The 16,322-nt window shown below is 65.9% G+C and carries 11 protein-coding genes; 3 read left to right on the top strand and 8 right to left on the bottom strand.

Going from position 1 to position 16,322, the window contains the following annotated elements; genetic code table 11:
* Positions 1-31: 31 nt before the first annotated feature.
* From AC3WJE_RS17110 to AC3WJE_RS17100, 3 genes are all read left to right on the top strand, one after another.
* Complete coding sequence (locus AC3WJE_RS17110; RefSeq protein ID WP_493732023.1) at positions 32-6,952, top strand: YadA-like family protein; 6,921 nt, start codon at positions 32-34, stop codon at positions 6,950-6,952.
* Between the two features lie 64 nt (positions 6,953-7,016).
* Complete coding sequence (locus AC3WJE_RS17105) at positions 7,017-7,832, top strand: OmpA family protein (protein WP_493732022.1); 816 nt, start codon at positions 7,017-7,019, stop codon at positions 7,830-7,832.
* Between the two features lie 157 nt (positions 7,833-7,989).
* Complete coding sequence (locus AC3WJE_RS17100) at positions 7,990-8,415, top strand: DUF4019 domain-containing protein (protein ID WP_493732021.1); 426 nt, start codon at positions 7,990-7,992, stop codon at positions 8,413-8,415.
* A 60-nt stretch (positions 8,416-8,475) separates the two neighbouring features.
* Here AC3WJE_RS17100 and AC3WJE_RS17095 read toward each other — a convergent pair whose 3' ends face one another.
* From AC3WJE_RS17095 to AC3WJE_RS17060, 8 genes are all read right to left on the bottom strand, one after another.
* A complete protein-coding gene (locus tag AC3WJE_RS17095; RefSeq protein WP_493732020.1) occupies positions 8,476-9,774 on the bottom strand; it encodes a malic enzyme-like NAD(P)-binding protein in 1,299 nt (432 codons plus the stop codon).
* A gap of 32 nt (positions 9,775-9,806) precedes the next feature.
* Positions 9,807-10,253 carry a VOC family protein gene (locus AC3WJE_RS17090; protein WP_493732019.1) on the bottom strand — a complete coding sequence of 149 codons (447 nt, stop codon included), beginning with the start codon at positions 10,251-10,253 and terminating at the stop codon, positions 9,807-9,809.
* 189 nt (positions 10,254-10,442) lie between these two features.
* Positions 10,443-11,435, bottom strand: coding sequence for a fumarylacetoacetate hydrolase family protein (locus AC3WJE_RS17085; RefSeq protein WP_493732018.1), 993 nt, complete (start codon positions 11,433-11,435; stop codon positions 10,443-10,445).
* Between the two features lie 482 nt (positions 11,436-11,917).
* Entirely contained in the window at positions 11,918-12,673 is a 756-nt protein-coding gene (locus AC3WJE_RS17080; RefSeq protein ID WP_493732017.1) for an SDR family NAD(P)-dependent oxidoreductase, read from the bottom strand.
* A complete protein-coding gene (gene hisD, locus AC3WJE_RS17075) occupies positions 12,663-13,955 on the bottom strand; it encodes a histidinol dehydrogenase (protein WP_493732016.1) in 1,293 nt (430 codons plus the stop codon). Before hisD ends, AC3WJE_RS17080 begins: the two co-directional genes overlap by 11 nt.
* A 43-nt stretch (positions 13,956-13,998) precedes the next feature.
* Entirely contained in the window at positions 13,999-14,298 is a 300-nt protein-coding gene (locus AC3WJE_RS17070; protein WP_493732015.1) for an antibiotic biosynthesis monooxygenase family protein, read from the bottom strand.
* On the bottom strand, positions 14,295-15,338 hold the full coding sequence (locus tag AC3WJE_RS17065) for an SMP-30/gluconolactonase/LRE family protein (protein ID WP_493732014.1): 1,044 nt from the start codon (positions 15,336-15,338) through the stop codon (positions 14,295-14,297). The genes AC3WJE_RS17070 and AC3WJE_RS17065 overlap by 4 nt, the downstream gene beginning before the upstream one ends.
* Positions 15,331-16,281, bottom strand: coding sequence for an NAD-dependent epimerase/dehydratase family protein (locus AC3WJE_RS17060; RefSeq protein ID WP_493732013.1), 951 nt, complete (start codon positions 16,279-16,281; stop codon positions 15,331-15,333). Before AC3WJE_RS17060 ends, AC3WJE_RS17065 begins: the two co-directional genes overlap by 8 nt.
* Positions 16,282-16,322 lie beyond the last annotated feature (41 nt).

The raw sequence follows: 16,322 nt of genomic DNA, 5'->3' as shown, positions 1-16,322 counted from the left end.
CACTGCCTGCTCGCCATCGAGGGAATACGCGATGAACAGAATCTACAACGTCGTATGGAGCCGCTCTCTCAACCAGCTTGTGGTCGTTTCCGAGTTGGCCTCGCCTCGCGGCAAGACAGCGGGACGCGGAAACAAGGCCTTGCGCGCGCTGCTCACGGTGCCGCTGCTGGCGGCGGTCTGGATGGGGTGGGCCTCGTCGGCGCAGGCGCAGACGGTGAACTGCAATGCGTCGCCCTACAACTTCTACAACAGCGCCACCTCGTGCATGGGCTTCAATTCCACGGCATCCGGTCTCGGCGCCACCGCGCTGGGCGGCAATGCACGTGCCGATCTTCTGGGTGGCGTCGCAGTGGGCTATGCCTCCTATAGCGCTGGGCAGAACGCCGTCTCCGTGGGTTTCCAGGCGTATACCACGGGCACCAACTCCGTCTATGTGGGCGCACGCAGCCTCGGCGGCACAGGCGCGCTGGCCGACAGCGCCATTGCCGTCGGCCAGGACGTGACCGCCGGCGGGGCCAGCGCCGTGGCCATCGGCACCCAGGCGGTTGCCAACAGCACCAACGCGGTCGCGCTTGGTGCGGCCACCCAGGCCACCGGTGCCGGATCCGTCGCCTTGGGTACTTTCAGCACGGCTACCGGCGCAAATTCCACGGCGGTCGGCAACGCCGCGGCCAGCGGCGACCGCGCCTTCGCCGGTGGTCGCTCGGCGACCGCCGCCGGTGTGGATTCGCTGGCCATCGGCACGTCGGCCAGTGCGGGTGCGCTGCGCACCATCGCGCTCGGCAACCTGGCCAGTGCGAGCGTGCTGGATGCCATCGCGCAAGGTACCCGTGCCAGCGCGGGCGCCCAGAATGCCGTCGCCATCGGCTTCCAGTCGATCGCATCCCAGTTGAACTCGGTCTATCTGGGTTCGCGCACCGTGACCGGGAGCGGTGCCACGGGGCTGGGCTCCATCGCCATCGGCACGGATGTGACTGCTTCCCAGCAATACGCCGTTGCGGTCGGCCGCCTGAGTCAGGCGACCGCAACGGATGCCGTCGCCGTGGGGCCGAGTGCGGCTTCGACCGACCAGAGCGCCATTGCGATCGGCCGCAACAGCACCTCCGGCGCGGTCAACGCGATCACGCTGGGCGCCGATACCGATGCCACCGCCACCAATGCCGTGGCGATCTCGGCCCAGGCCCAGGCGACAGGCGTCAATGCGGTCGCGATCGGGACCAGCGCCAATGCCAGCGCCGACCATGCCACGGCGCTGGGCCGTGGGACTGCGGCGACCGGCCTGGCATCGGCCGCGGTCGGCAATCTGGCCCAGGCACAAGGGGATTACACGCTCGCACTCGGATCGGGCGCCGTGGGCGTCGGCCAGGCGGCGGTGGCGGTCGGACAGGGCGCGGGCGCTGGTTCGACCACAGGCAATACCAATTCCATCGCGTTGGGCGTCGCCGCCGGCGGTGTCGTCAGTGGTGCCCAGAACACCGCCATTGGTGGCGGCATCGCCGGTGTCATGAGGGGCGCGGGGTCGGGGACCAGCGGAACGCGCAATGTCGCACTCGGCGTCGGCGACGGCACGGTTGCTTACGACGGCACGCTCCAGGCGGCGGCGGGCAGCTTGGTGACGGGCGACGACAACATCGCGATCGGCACCAATGCAGGCATTGGCGTCGCCAGCAACGCCACTACGTCGATCGGTCACAACGCGAAAGCGAGTGCGGCCAATGCGATCGCGATGGGCACCAGTACCGTCGCCGACGCCGAGGACGCGGTTGCGATCGGCAACGGATCGACCGCGACCGGCGGCAAGGCCGTCGCACTCGGCTCCGGCAACGTTGCCAGCGGCGATGGTGCGGTCGCGATCGGTGATCCCAACACGGCCACGGGCGATGGCGCGGTGGCGAGCGGCAAGGACAACACCGCCACCGGCAATGGCTCGGTGGCGATGGGCAATACCAACATGGTCGGCGGCGGTGGGCAGGCGGTCGGCACGGCCGGCACCGCCGCGCAGGGTGCGGTGGGTATCGGCTACCAGAACACCGTGGTCGGGCAGGGCAGCGTTGCGATCGGCAATACCAGCAGTGCGCTGGCGGCGGGTGCGCTGGCCTTCGGTGATACCGCAGTCGCCAACAATGCCGGCGATGTGGCACTGGGTTCGGGTTCGGTGACTGCGGCAGCGGTGGCGACGCCGAGTACGACGATCAATGGCACGACCTACAACTTCGCCGGAACGACACCGGCTTCGACGGTCAGCGTGGGTGCAGGCGGTGCCGAGCGGACGATCACCAACGTGGCCGCCGGCAGGATTTCGAACGGTTCGACAGATGCGATCAACGGATCGCAATTGTTCGCGACCAATCAGGCGGTGGAAACGCTGGGTGGTGGTTGGACGGTAAGCGCTGCAGGCACCAACGCCACCCATGTCGGCGTGAACAGCACGACCGGCAACAGCGTCGACATGAGCAATACCGACGGCAATCTGGTCGTATCGAAGAGCACCACGAGCAACGATGTGACCTTCGATCTGGCCGACGACATCAGCGTGAACAGCGTAACCGTGGGCGGCACGGTGCTGAACACCAACGGCCTGACCATCACGGGTGGCCCGAGCGTGACCACCACCGGTATCGATGCAGGCAACCTGACGATCACCAACGTGGCGGCGGGTACCAACCCGACCGACGCGGTCAACGTCAGCCAGCTCGACGCGGTCGAAGGGCAACTGACGCATTACTACAGCGTCAACGACGGTGGCACGCAGGGCAGCAACTACGCCAACGATGGTGCGACCGGCGTCAACTCGCTTGCTGCGGGCGTGGCGGCCAGTTCCACTGGCGCCCAGGCGGTGGCGGTAGGCAGCAACACCGTCGCGAATGGCGCGCAGGCCACCGCCCTGGGCGCCGGTGCGACCGCCAGCGACGCAGGAAGCGTCGCGCTGGGCTCGGGTTCGGTGACTGCGGCGGCGGTCGCGACTTCAAACACGACCATCAACGGTACGACCTACAACTTCGCCGGAACGACGCCGGCTTCAACGGTGAGTGTGGGTGCAGTCGGTGCCGAACGGACGATCACCAACGTGGCCGCCGGCAGGATTTCGAACAGTTCGACCGATGCGATCAATGGTTCGCAACTGTTCGCGACCAACCAGTCGATCGAGGATCTCAGCAACGTCGTCGATGCGAGTGCAACGCACTACTACAGCGTCAACGATGGCGGTGTGCAAGGCGGCAACTATGCCAACGATGGTGCAACCGGGAACAATTCGCTCGCTGCGGGCGTTGGTGCTGGTTCCAGCGGTGCACAAGCGGTGGCAGTGGGTAACAGCGCGATCGCGAACGGCGCCCAGGCCACCGCACTGGGTGCCGGTGCGACCGCCAACGACGCAGGGAGCGTCGCGCTGGGCTCGGGTTCGGTGACCGCGGCAGCAGTCGCGACGCCGAGTACAACCATCAATGGCACAACTTACGCTTTCGCGGGCACGACGCCGGCTTCAACGGTCAGCGTGGGCGCAGTCGGTGCCGAACGGACGATCACCAACGTGGCGGCCGGCAGGATTTCGAACAGCTCGACTGATGCGATCAATGGTTCGCAACTGTTCGCGACCAACCAGTCGATCGAGGATCTCAGCGACGTCGTCGATGCGAGTGCAACGCACTACTACAGCGTCAACGACGGTGGCACGCAGGGCAGCAACTACGCCAACGATGGCGCGACCGGCGTCAACTCGCTTGCTGCGGGCGTGGCGGCCAGTTCCACTGGCGCACAGGCGGTGGCGGTAGGCAGCAACACCGTCGCGAATGGCGCGCAGGCCACCGCGCTGGGTGCCGGTGCGACCGCCAACGACGCAGGAAGCGTCGCGCTGGGCTCGGGTTCGGTGACCGCGGCGGCGGTCGCGACTTCAAGCACGACCCTCAACGGTACGACCTACAACTTCGCGGGCACGACACCGGCTTCGACGGTGAGCGTGGGTGCAGTCGGCGCCGAACGGACGATCACCAACGTGGCCGCAGGCAGGATTTCGAACAGCTCGACCGATGCCATCAACGGATCGCAATTGTTCGCGACCAACCAGGCGGTCGGAACACTGGGTCAAGGCTGGACAGTCAGCGCCAGCGGCACCAATGCCACCCGCGTCGGCGTCAACAGCGCGACCGGCAACAGCGTCGACATGAGCAATACCGACGGCAACCTGGTCGTGTCGAAGAGCACCACGAGCAACGATGTGACCTTCGACCTGGCCAACGACATCAGCGTGAACAGCGTGACCGCCGGCGGCACGGTGCTGAACACCAACGGACTGACCATCACGGGCGGCCCGAGCGTGACCACCACGGGTATCGATGCCGGCAACCTGACGATCACCAACGTGGCAGCAGGCGTGAATCCGACCGACGTGGTCAACGTCAGCCAGCTCGACGCGGTCGAAGGGCAACTGACGCATTACTACAGTGTCAACGACGGTGGCACGCAGGGCAACAACTACGCCAACGATGGTGCGACCGGGACCAACTCGCTGGCTGCCGGCGTAGCGGCCAGTTCCACCGGTGCACAGGCGATTGCGGTGGGCAACAACGCAGCCGCGCAGGCGGCGCAGGGCGTCGCCATCGGCTCGGACACCAGCGTGGCAACGAGTGGTGCGGTGGCGCTGGGTGCGGGCTCGGTGTCCGATCGTGTGCTCGCGCCGCAGTCGGGCGGCATCATCTCCGGCACCGGGCTGATCCCGTACAACACCACCGACAAGAGCCTGCTGGGTGCTGTGTCGGTCGGCAACGCCACTTCCTATCGGCAGATCACCAATGTCGCCGACGGTACCGAAGACCAGGATGCAGTGACGCTGCGCCAGCTGAAGGGCTCGCTGAGTTCGTTCGCGGTGACGCCGACGATGTACTTCCACGCCAACTCGACGGCGGCGGATTCGCTGGCGGCCGGTGCCGAGTCGGTGGCGATTGGTCCGCGCACGACGGTCAATGGCGACAACGGCATCGGCATGGGCAACGGCGCCATCGTGCAGATGACGGCGCCGGGCGGTATCGCGATCGGCCAGGATTCGACGGTCAATTTTGCCGACGGGATCGCGCTCGGTACCGGCTCCACTGTCAACGGCATCCAGGGTGTCGCGCTGGGCGCCGGCAGCATCGCCAACGAGCCGGGCAGCGTCGCCCTCGGCGCGGGATCGGTGACGGCGGCTGCGGTTGGCACGTCGAGCGTGGTGATCGGCGGCACGACCTACAGCTTTGCCGGTACCACGCCGGGCAGCACGATCAGTGTCGGTGCGGTGGGTGCCGAACGCACTCTCACCAACGTGGCGGCCGGCAGGATCTCGGGCACCTCGACCGACGCCATCAACGGCTCGCAGCTGTTCGCGACCAACCAGTCGATCGAAAATCTCAGCAACGTCGTCGATGCCACCGCAACGCACTACTACAGCATCAACGATGGTGGCGTGGCGAGCGGGAACTACAACAACGACGGTGCCACCGGGATCAACTCGCTGGCGGCGGGCGTGAACACGTCCGCCAGCGGCGATGGCGCGGTGGCGCTTGGCTTCGGGGCCACGGCCGCCGACGCCAACAGCGTGGCGTTGGGTGCGAACGCGGTGACGGCTGCGGCGGTGGGAACATCGAGCGTCATCATCAACGGCGCGGCCTACAACTTTGCCGGTACCGCGCCGGTCGGGAGCGTGAGCGTGGGCGCCCAGGGCGCCGAGCGCACAATCACCAACGTGGCGGCGGGCCGCATCTCGGCCACCAGCACGGATGCGGTCAACGGTTCGCAGCTGTTTGCGACCAATCAGGCGATCGAGAACCTGAGCAACACGGTCAACGCGAGCGCCTCCCACTACTACAGCGTCAACGATGGCGGCGTCCAGGGCGGCAACTACAACAACAATGGCGCCAGCGGCGTGAATGCGATGGCGGCCGGTGTCAATGCGACCGCCAGCGGCCAGGGCGGCGTGGCGATGGGCGCCAACAGCAATGCCACCGGCGCAAGTTCGGTCGCGGTGGGAGCGGCTGCGCAGTCCACGGTGGAAGGCGGTGTCGCGCTGGGTGCCAATTCGGTCTCCAGCACGGCAGCCGGCGTCGCAGGCTATGTGCCCGCAGGTGCGAATGCCGCGCAGACGGCTGCCATCGCGGCGACCACCAGCACTTCCGGCGCGGTCGGTGTCGGCGACGCCGGCAGTGGCCTGTATCGCCAGATCACCGGCGTGGCCGCGGGCACCGCAGGCAGTGATGCGGTCAATGTCGCGCAGTTGCAGGCGGTGCAGAACCAGGTCAGCGCCACGGCGACGCACTATTACAGCGTCAACGACGGTGGCGTGCAGGGCGGCAACTACAACAACGATGGCGCCACCGGCACGAATGCCGTGGCCAGCGGCGTGAGTTCCACCGCCGCTGGCAACAACAGCGTGGCGCTCGGGGCCAACAGCAATGCATCGGCGGCCGATTCCACGGCATTGGGTTCCGGCGCGCAGGCCACGCATGCCAACAGCGTCGCCATCGGCAATGGTTCGGCTACGACCGTCGGTGCGCAGACCAACTACGACGCGGCTTACGTGGGCAGCAGCACTTCGACCGGCGAGGTGAACGTGGGGGGACGCACGATCAGCGGCGTGTCGCCAGGCATCGCGGGCACCGACGCGGTCAACGTCAATCAGTTGAGTTCGGGCGTGAACCAGGCCATCAGCCAGGCCAATCAGTACACCGACTCCCGTTTCCGGCCGATGGAACGGGGTTATCGCGCCGCGACGTCGTCGGCGATGGCCATGGCCGGCCTGCCGCAGGCGTACTTGCCGGGCAAGAGCATGTTGGCGATGGGTTTCGGCGGATATCAGGGCGAATACGGCATGGCTGTCGGTTTGTCGGGCATCACCGACAACGGTCGCTATGTCTACAAGGCGCAGGCCAGCGGCAACACCGAGCGCGATTGGGGCTTCTCGGTAGGTGCCGGGATTCAATGGTAGTTCCCCGGGATGGCAGGCCAGTACCAACGCCGATAACCAGACGACATTGAAGAGGGGACAAGGCATGAACACCAGCAACAACTCCGTGCGAATCACCCGGTTTGTGCTGTGCGTGCTGATCGTGGTGGGCACGCTGACGGCATGCACGCGCCACGTGAGCCGTGGCATCACGCCGGACGCGCAGGCGGACGAGGTGATCTTTCCGTCTCTGGACAGGATCGTGCTGAAGGAAGGTACGTTTCCGAGCCTGGACAGCCTGCGCCGGATCGGTCCGGGCGTCACCAGGGACCAACTGTACGACCTGATCGGTCGCCCGCATTTTCGCGAAGGCTTCGCTGCACGCGAGTGGGATTATCTCTTCCACTTTCGCCAGGGCGACAGGATCGTCACCTGCCAGTACAAGGTGATCTTCGACAAGGATTACCACGGCCAGACGTTCTATTGGGCGCCGGCCGGATGTGCCGATCAGCTCAAGCCCGATGCCGCGCGCGTCGCCGGGCCGAAGCGCTTCGAGCTTTCCGCCGATGCATTGTTCGCTTTCGCGGGCTCGGAGCTGAAGGACATCCTGCCGCAAGGACGCAACGAACTGGCCGCCATCGCCAGTGAGCTGAAAAGTTCGCCGGATACGGTCATCCAGGTGATCGGGCATACCGACCGGATAGGAAGCGACGCCGATAATCAGGCCTTGTCGCAGCGTCGTGCGCAGACCGTGCGGGAGTTCATGATCCAGAGCGGTGTGGCGGCGGAAGGTCTCAGTGCCTATGGCGTGGGGAAATCGGAACCGGTGAAGCAGTGCCCCGATTCGCTGCCGCACGATGAGTTGGTGGCGTGCCTGCAACCCAATCGCCGCGTTGAGGTGGTCGTCACCGGCTTTCGATGATGATCATGCCGGCCGCCCAAGGGGAGAAAGAGGGTGATGGCCAATACCCGATGTCCATCAGGGGGCGATGGTTCCGCCGTGTTGCTCGCGCTGATGCCTGGAAGATGAATTCAACAAAGGTGTTCCAATGAGAAAGTGTCTCTTCGCAATCGGGATCGTGTCGTTGCTTGCAGCAGGCGCTGCGACCGCGCAGCAGGCGCCCGCCAACAATCGTCCGGCTCCCGGAGCGATCGAACCCAATGCCATCCGTGATGCCGGTTTGCGCGTGGTCATGAGCGTGGATTCGGGGCAGTTGGTGCCGTTATGGAACGAAGCGTCCGCCGTCACCAAGAGGTCGGTGCCGCGCGATGCCTTCATTGCCGGCATAACCAAGTCCCGCCAGGCGCTTGGAAAAACCGTCAGCCGCAACTGGCTTTCGATAAGCCGCCAGTCCGGAGATGGCAAGGTATTGCCATCGGGCCTGTACGCATCGGCCCAGTTCCTGACGGAATTCGCCGGCAAGCCGCCGATACGCGAACTGGTGTCGTTCAGGCTGGACGAAGACGGTGTCTGGCGTTTTGCCGGATATGCGGTGGAACCGTAACGACCGGTGCATGCATGCGACAGGGATCCCCGCACTTCGGGGATCCCTTGATCATATCGCTCAGCCTCGAGCCAGCGACTCGGCGAGGTTGCGCAGCCGGTCGCGGTACTGATCCAGATCGTGCAGCGGACGCGTGGCCACGCCGCTGTCGATGGCGGCCTGTGCCACCGCTGCCGGCAGTTCGACCAGCAGGTTCGCATCGAGCGGGTGCGGGATCAGGCGATCCGGACCGAACAGGCTGCGGCCTTGCGCATCGACGTGATCGCGGGCCAGACGCGCCAGTGCATTCACGCAGGCGATCTTCATCACCTCGTTGATCTGGCTCGCGCCGACATCCAGCGCGCCGCGGAACAGATAGGGGAAGCACAGCACGTTGTTGATCTGGTTCGGGAAGTCCGAGCGGCCGGTGCCGACCAGCGCGTCCGGACGCACCGCGCGCGCGTCGTCCGGGAGGATTTCCGGATACGGATTGGCCAGCGCCAGGATGATCGGCGAGGCCGCCATCGCGGTCAGCATCTCCGGGCTCACCGTGCCCGGACCGGACAGGCCGAGGAAGATGTCGGCGCCTTCCAGCGCATCGGCCAGCGAGCGCTTGTCGGTGTCGCGGGCGTAGGCCGCCTTGCTCGGGTCCAGGTTCGTGCGCGCGCTGTGGATGACGCCGGAGCGATCCACTGCCAGCACGTTGCTGCGCTTCAGGCCGAGCGAGACCAGCATGTCCACGCAGGCCACGCCCGCCGCGCCCATGCCGCACACCACCAGGGTGACGTTCTCGATGGACTTGCCGACGATGTGCAGCGCGTTGGTCACTGCGGCGCCGACCACGATCGCGGTGCCGTGCTGGTCATCGTGGAACACCGGGATCTTCATGCGCTCACGCAGTGTACGCTCGATCGCGAAGCACTCCGGCGCCTTGATGTCTTCCAGGTTGATGCCGCCGAAGGTCGGCTCCATCGCCGCGACGATCTCGATCAGCTTGTCCGGATCGTTCGCGTCGAGTTCGATGTCGAACGCATCCACGCCGGCAAAGCGCTTGAACAGCACGCTCTTGCCTTCCATCACCGGTTTGCCGGCAAGCGGGCCGATGTTGCCCAGGCCGAGCACTGCGGTGCCGTTGGTGATCACGCCGACGAGGTTGCCGCGCGCGGTCAGCGCATGCGCGCGGCCGGGATCATCGACGATCGCCTCGCAGGCGTAACCGACGCCGGGCGAATAGGCCAGGGCGAGATCTTCCTGGGTGGCGACGCGTTTGGTGACGCGGATCTCGATCTTTCCCGGGCGGGAAAATTCGTGATAGTCGAGCGCGGCCTGGCGCTGGTCGGGCGTGGTGCGGGAAGCGGATGAGGTGGGGACAGAAGACATTGAAGAATCGAAGTGTGGGAAAGGGATGCGGCTCAGGTCCAGAGCGAAGGCTCTTCGACGAGTTCGATCAGGTTACCTGCTATGTCGCGCAGGAATATATTCGCACCCCACGGGAATCGTTTCACCCACACGATGTCGACCTGCTGCGCGCGCAGGTGCTCGGCGGCGGCATCGACATCGGGCACGGCGAAGGCAATGTGCTTGTTTCCGTGGGTACGGTTGTCCGAATTGGGCTCGCGGCGCTCATCGGGAAGCGGCTGCGCGCCGGGTACTTCGAATAGTTCGATACGTAACTGTTCCCGACGCAACATTGCGACTTCCGCCGGAATCGCCGGAATCGGGAAGCGTTTTTCGAGTTCGAAGCCGAGCACGCGCGCGTACCAGGCGATCGCCGCGTCCAGGTCGGGCACGCTCATCGCGCCGTGATGGTGCTTGAGGATCGGCAGCGGCGATGCGGGGTCGATCATGGTGGTGGACATGGTTCAACGGTCCTCGGCGTGGTGTGTGCCGACTTGGGTGAAGACGGTGCGCGATGCTGGCTCAGTGGGTGATGGTGTGCAAGGGAGGGCATGGGCAGGGCGCTCTTGCTCGTCATTCCCGCTTGATCAGCCATTCGGCTGCTGAAAAGCGCTTCGCGGGAATGACGGTAGTAGCTTTTTGCGCGCCGTCTAGACATGTGCTGGCGCGGTCGGCACAAAACGCACGTCAATCGCGCCGAACACCGAGGCGCCGCGCTCGTCCAGCACCTCGAAGCGCAGCGATTCGTTGAACTGGATGAAGTCGGTGGTCGAGGCGCCTTGTTCCAGAAACTCGATCGCGCGCCGTTCGGCCAGGCAGGCGGAGCCGACGTGGGCGTAGTCGCGATTGGAAACGGTGCCGGAGCCGAGCACGAAGCCGGCGCCGAGGCGGCGGTTGTAGGCGATGTGCGAGAGGATCTCGCCGAAGCTCCAGTCCATCTCGCGTCCGTTCGGGTGGCCGAACGGTTCGCCGTTGCGGGATACACGCATGTCCAGCGCGACGCGGCCGTCGTGCCAGGCATCGCCGAGTTCGTCGGGTGTCACCGCGACCGGCGCGAAGATCGTCGCCGGCTTGGCCTGGACCAGGCCGAAGCCCATCTGGATCTCGCGGAACAGGTGCTTGCGCATGCTGACGTCATTGATGATCGTCACCAGCCGGATGTGCGATTGCGCTTGTGCAGGAGTAGCGCCCATCGGCACGTCGTCGGTGATCACGGCGAATTCGCCTTCGAAGTCGCATTGGTCGTCGACGGTGGGGAATTCGTAGTCGTCGCGTGGGCCGCGGAAGTCGTCGCCCTGGCGCGGTACCAGGATCGGGATGCCGGGGGTCTTTTTCACTGACAGGTTGTAGGCGCGTTCCATGATGTTGCCGTGGTTGAGGAAGGCGGAGGCGTCTACGAACTGGTGGCTGCGTGGTAGCGGCGCCATGGCTTGGCTGGGGTCGAAGGTGAAGCTTCCGCTGGCGCGGCCGTTTTCCAGTGTTGCTGCGAGTTGGCGTAGGGCGGGTTCGACGGTGGTCCAGTTTTCCAGTGCTTCGCGCAGGGTGGCGGCGATGGGGGCGGCGTCGATGGCGTGGTGGAGGTCGCGGGAGACTATGACCAGGCGGCCGTCGCGGGTGCCGTTGTGGAGGGTGGCTAGTTTCATGAGTGGTGTCTCTTGGTGCGGGTGATTCCCTTCTTCTGCTCGCGGGAGAAGGTGGCCGAAGGGTGGGGAAGCCGCTTTGGGTTTTGAGGTTTCTTGGGAAGCAACTGCAAAGGCTTTCGTGCTCCTTCGGAGCGCGAGTTACTTTTCTTTGCTCGTGCAAAGAAAAGTAACCAAAAGAAAGCACGCCCCAGTCCTCGTGCCCTTCGGGTGCACTCCGCCAGCGGGAATTTTCTGACGCGACGTCCTGTCGCGACAGAAAACGACGTGCATCCATGCACGTCGCCCCTGCGGGGTTTTTGCCCGCCGGCTCCGTCGCTGCGGATGGGGGCCCCGGAAAAGCAGAAGGGCAGGAGCAACAGCACAAGCAGAATCCACAGCAAAAGCACTAGCCACAGCTAAGGAAGAAGCAAAGGCGAAAAGAAGCAGCAACAGCAACAGCAACAGCAAAAATCAAAAACGGCTTGATCGTTAGTGTCTATGTCCTAGCCGAGTGGCCGGCCACCATCCACCGGGATCACACAGCCGGTGGAAAAAGTCAGGTCACGTACGGCGACCACTACAGCACGACCGATTTCCTCAGGTGCGGCGAGGCGGCCCAGCGGGGTCGCGCTGCTCTGGCGATCGCGCCAGGCTACGTCGAGGGATTTGACGAACTCGGTATCGACCAGCCCCGGTGCAACCGACAGTACGCGTATCTGCGGTGCAAGCGCGCGTGCCAGTGACAGGGTTAGGTTATCTAGCGCGGCCTTGGAGGCGCAGTAGGCGATGTTGCTGCCCATGCCGGTGCGGGCGGCGATCGAGCTGATGTTGATCACCACGCCGCCGCCGGGGTGTGTGCTGGCACGCAGCTTCGGTAGCAGTGCGCGGGTCGCGGCGATCGCGCCGCGTACGTTGGTGGTCAGGATCTCGTCGATCAGTGCGTCGTCCAGCGCATCCAGGTCGGCATGCGCGACGAAGCGGGTGGTGCCGGCGCAGTTGACCAGCACATCGCAGCGGTCGAGTTGTGCGGCCAGTGCATGCAGTGATTCGGAATCGGTTACCGAGGCCTGCAGGGCGCGGTGACCTGCGCCGGGCAGCACGGCGGCCAGTGCCTGCGCTGCGCTTTCCGAGCTGCGATAGGCGACCACCAGGCGGAAGCCGGCATCGGCCAGGGCGTGGCAGATCGCCGCGCCCAGTCCGCCGGCGCCGCCGGTGACGACGGCAACCGGTGCTTCGTCGTTGGCGCGCTCAGGCGGCATGTGCTTGCTTGCCGAGCCGGCGCACGCGGATGTCGGCCTGCTCCTTGTGCCCGGAGAAATGCTCGAGCGCACACAGCCGCGAACAGACCTCGCCGATCGCCACGCTGGCGGCGTCGGTGAGGATGCGCTGGTAGGTGTGGGTCTTGATGAACTTGCCGACCCACAAGCCGCCGGTGTAACGGCCGGCGCCCATCGTCGGCAGGGTGTGGTTGGTGCCGATCACCTTGTCGCCATAGGAGACGTTGGTACGATGACCGAGGAACAGGCCGCCGTAGTTGGTCATGCGTTGCAGGAACCACTCCGGATCGCGGGTCATCACCTGCACGTGTTCGGAACACAGCCGTTCGGATTCGGCCAGCATTTCCTCGTCGGTGTCGCACAGGATGATCTCGCCGTAGTCGCGCCAGGACACACTGGCGATCGGGGCGGTATCCAGGCGCGCCAGTACCTTTTCGATCTGTGCCGGCAGTTCCTCGGCGATCTTCTTGCTGGTGGTGATGCAGTAGGCCGGTGAGGTCGGGCCGTGTTCGGCCTGGCCGAGCAGATCGACTGCGACCAGTTCGGCGTCGACGGTGTCGTCACAGATCACCATGGTCTCGGTCGGGCCGGCGAACAGGTCGATGCCGACGCGGCCGAACAACTGGCGCTTGGCCTCGGCGACATAGGCGTTGCCGGGGCCGACGATCATGTCGACCGGGGCGATGTGCTCGGTGCCCAGCGCCATCGCCGCCACGCCCTGCACGCCGCCCATCACGTAGATCTCGTCGGCGCCGGCCAGCGCCATCGCGGCGATGATCTCCGGCGACGGTTTGCCATCGAATGGCGGTGCGCAGGCGATCACGCGCTTGACCCCGGCGACCTTGGCGGTGAGCACGCTCATGTGCGCCGAGGCCAGCAACGGGTACTTGCCGCCGGGGATGTAGCAGCCGACCGAGTTGACCGGGATGTTCTTGTGGCCGAGCACCACGCCAGGCAGCGTCTCGACCTCGACATCGCGCAGCGACAGCAACTGCACCTGCGCGAAGCGGCGGATCTGTGCCTGCGCGAACTTGATGTCCTCGATCGCCTGCGCCGGCAGGCTGTCGATACAGGCCTGGATCTCCTCCGGCGACAGCCGCAGCGACGGCGGATTCCACTTGTCGAACTTCTCCGAGTACTCACGCACCGCGGCTTCGCCGCGTGCTTCGATGTCGGTGATGATCTTCTCGACGGTGTCGCGCACCTGCGCGTTGAGTTCGGCCTTGGCTTCGGCCGGCTTGCCTTGCTTGAGATGGCGGATCATGGCGGCGGTTCCTGTTGCGATCTAGGGGAATGCAAAGCGCGGCTCAGTCGTTGCCGGCGCGCGGAAGGTAGTGGCTCACTTCGGGCGAGTGCTGGAAGTACGCTTGCAGCAGGGCACGCCACTGCGTGAACAGCGCCGAGCCGCGGAAGCCCTCGGTGTGGTCCTCGACCCGCTGCCAGCGCACCAGCAGCACGTACTGCGAAGGCTGTTCGTGCGAACGCAGCAGTTCGTGACCGAGATAGCCGCTCGCCTGGGCGATGACCTCGCGCGCTTGCGCGAAGGCCTGCTCGAAGCCCGCTTCCTGGCCGGGCACGATGTCGAACACGGCGATTTCCAGGATCACCGCGCGCTGCTCCCGCTATGCCAGTGCGGCAGCGCCAGCCCGGCCACCGGCGAGCGGAAACTCGGCAGCGTGGTGCCTTTCAGGCTGCCCAGGTAGACGGTTTTCAGATCCGGGCCGCCGAAGGTCAGGCTCGCCATCAACGGCGCGAGGCTGCCGGCGGTGGCGTCCATCAGATCCGGGGTCACCGTGCCGGCGGCGAAGTGGCGGTCATAGATGGCGACCTGCTCGGGCTTGCCGTCGTCGAGCAAGGTCAGCACTTCGCCTTCGGGCGTGAGGGCGATCAGGCGCTCGGCCAGGATCAGCGTGATCCACAGATTGCCGTAGGCGTCGAAGGCGAAGCCGTCGGGCGTACCACCGAGGTCGGACGGCCCGTAGACCTCGCGATCACGCAGACTGCCATCGGGCTGCACGCGCAGGCGCGAGATCCGGCGTGCGTTGGATTCGACCACGTACAACCACTCTTCCTTGGCATCGAGGCGGATCTCGTTGGTGCCGACGAAACCATCGGCGACGATGCGGATGCCGTGTTCGTCGATCAGACCGACGTAGCCATCGGCGGTCTTCTCGTTGATCGAGCGATTCCACGGCTTCACCCGCGTGGTGACGGTGAACCAGATGCGCCCGCGCGAGTCGGTCAGCACGAAGTTGGTCTTGCCGAGCGGCTGGCCGTCGATCCGGTCGTGCAGCGTGCGCGACTGCCCGTCGCGGGTCATCAGCTCGATCGCATCGGTGCCGAAGTTGGCGATCAGGATGTCGCCGTTGCGATCGAAGGCGATGCCGTTGGGCAGGTTGGCGCCGAGGATCAGATCCTCGGTGGTGCCGTTGTTGACCGCATTGGCCTGAGTGATCAGCTGTTGGCTGCCATCCGCGGCGATCCGCACCACGCCGCCGCGCGCGTCGGCAGTCCACAAGGTGCCATCCGGCTCGGCCAGGATGCACTCGGGCCGTTGCAGATCGACGCCGACGTTGCGGATCCGGGAGCGGTCCACGCTCCAGCCGAGCAACGGGTTGCGCTCGGCGGTATAGCTGATATCAAGCATGCGGGTCTCTCTCCAGATCTGCGGCGAGGGCGCGACGTACGAGTGCAACGGCGTCACCGTCGTGACGGAAGCCGAGCGCGTCGGCGGCGGGGGTCGAAAGCGGGGGATACGCGCCGAACGCCTGTTCCAGGGTGGGGTCAGGCTGGAAGCGCACCAGTGCGGCGGTATCGAGGCCACGATGCTGGCCGACCGCGGCGATCAGTTCGGCGATCGACACGTGCAGCGCCGGCAGCGTCCACGCGCGCGTGGCGCCGGGTGACGGCATGCGTGCGGCGTGCAGCAGGTTGTCGACGATGCGCTCCACCGACATCAGCCACAGCGTGGCCTGCGCCGACACCGGGCAGGTATAGGCGCGGCCGGCGGCGGTCTCGCGAATCAGGTCGCTCATGAAGGCGGACAGCTGACCGGTGCGCGCGGGTGGGCGCATCACGATCCCGGGCAGACGCACTGCACGGCCATCGACCAGCCCGCGCCGGCTGAGGTCCTGCAGCAGGATCTCGCCGATCTGTTTGTGCGCGCCGTAGCTCATGCCCGGTCGCAGTGGCGTGGTGTCGTCGACGGAATCGGGCAACGGTGCGCCGAGTGCGGCGATCGAACTGGCGAACACGAAGGTCGGCGTGTTGCCCTGCACGCCGGCCCGGTGCAGCAGCGCGGCGGTGGCATCGATGTTGACGCGGTAGCCCAGCGCGTAATCGCGCTCGGCCATGCCGCCCGGAATGCTGGCCAGGTGAAATATCGCGTCCACCGGTTCGATGAATGCGCGTTCGAGCACCTGCGGATCGGCGATGTCGCCGGCGATCGCCACGACCCGGGGATCGGCGTGTTCGCCGATGTGCAGATCGAGCAGGGTCAGGCGGGTGGGCTGTGGATCGGTGGCTTCCAGCAGCCGGCGGACCAGGGCCTGGCCGATGAATCCGTTCGCGCCGGTGATGAGCAGGTTCATGGAGTTCCGGAAGAGACGTGGGAAGGCGCCGGCCGCACGCG

The sequence above is a fragment of the Pseudomonas sp. GW821-FHT07E12 genome (assembly GCF_058986605.1).
This window is presented reverse-complemented; position numbering and strand designations above follow the sequence as displayed.

Bases quoted from the DNA above. Each gene is read 5' to 3' on its own strand.
- AC3WJE_RS17110 (WP_493732023.1), top strand. From the start codon at position 32: ATGAACAGAATCTACAACGTCGTATGGAGCCGCTCTCTCAACCAGCTT.
- AC3WJE_RS17105 (WP_493732022.1), top strand. From the start codon at position 7,017: ATGAACACCAGCAACAACTCCGTGCGAATCACCCGGTTTGTGCTGTGC.
- AC3WJE_RS17095 (WP_493732020.1), bottom strand. From the start codon at position 9,774: ATGTCTTCTGTCCCCACCTCATCCGCTTCCCGCACCACGCCCGACCAG.
- AC3WJE_RS17090 (WP_493732019.1), bottom strand. From the start codon at position 10,253: ATGTCCACCACCATGATCGACCCCGCATCGCCGCTGCCGATCCTCAAG.
- AC3WJE_RS17085 (WP_493732018.1), bottom strand. From the start codon at position 11,435: ATGAAACTAGCCACCCTCCACAACGGCACCCGCGACGGCCGCCTGGTC.
- AC3WJE_RS17080 (WP_493732017.1), bottom strand. From the start codon at position 12,673: ATGCCGCCTGAGCGCGCCAACGACGAAGCACCGGTTGCCGTCGTCACC.
- hisD (WP_493732016.1), bottom strand. From the start codon at position 13,955: ATGATCCGCCATCTCAAGCAAGGCAAGCCGGCCGAAGCCAAGGCCGAA.
- AC3WJE_RS17065 (WP_493732014.1), bottom strand. From the start codon at position 15,338: ATGCTTGATATCAGCTATACCGCCGAGCGCAACCCGTTGCTCGGCTGG.
- AC3WJE_RS17060 (WP_493732013.1), bottom strand. From the start codon at position 16,281: ATGAACCTGCTCATCACCGGCGCGAACGGATTCATCGGCCAGGCCCTG.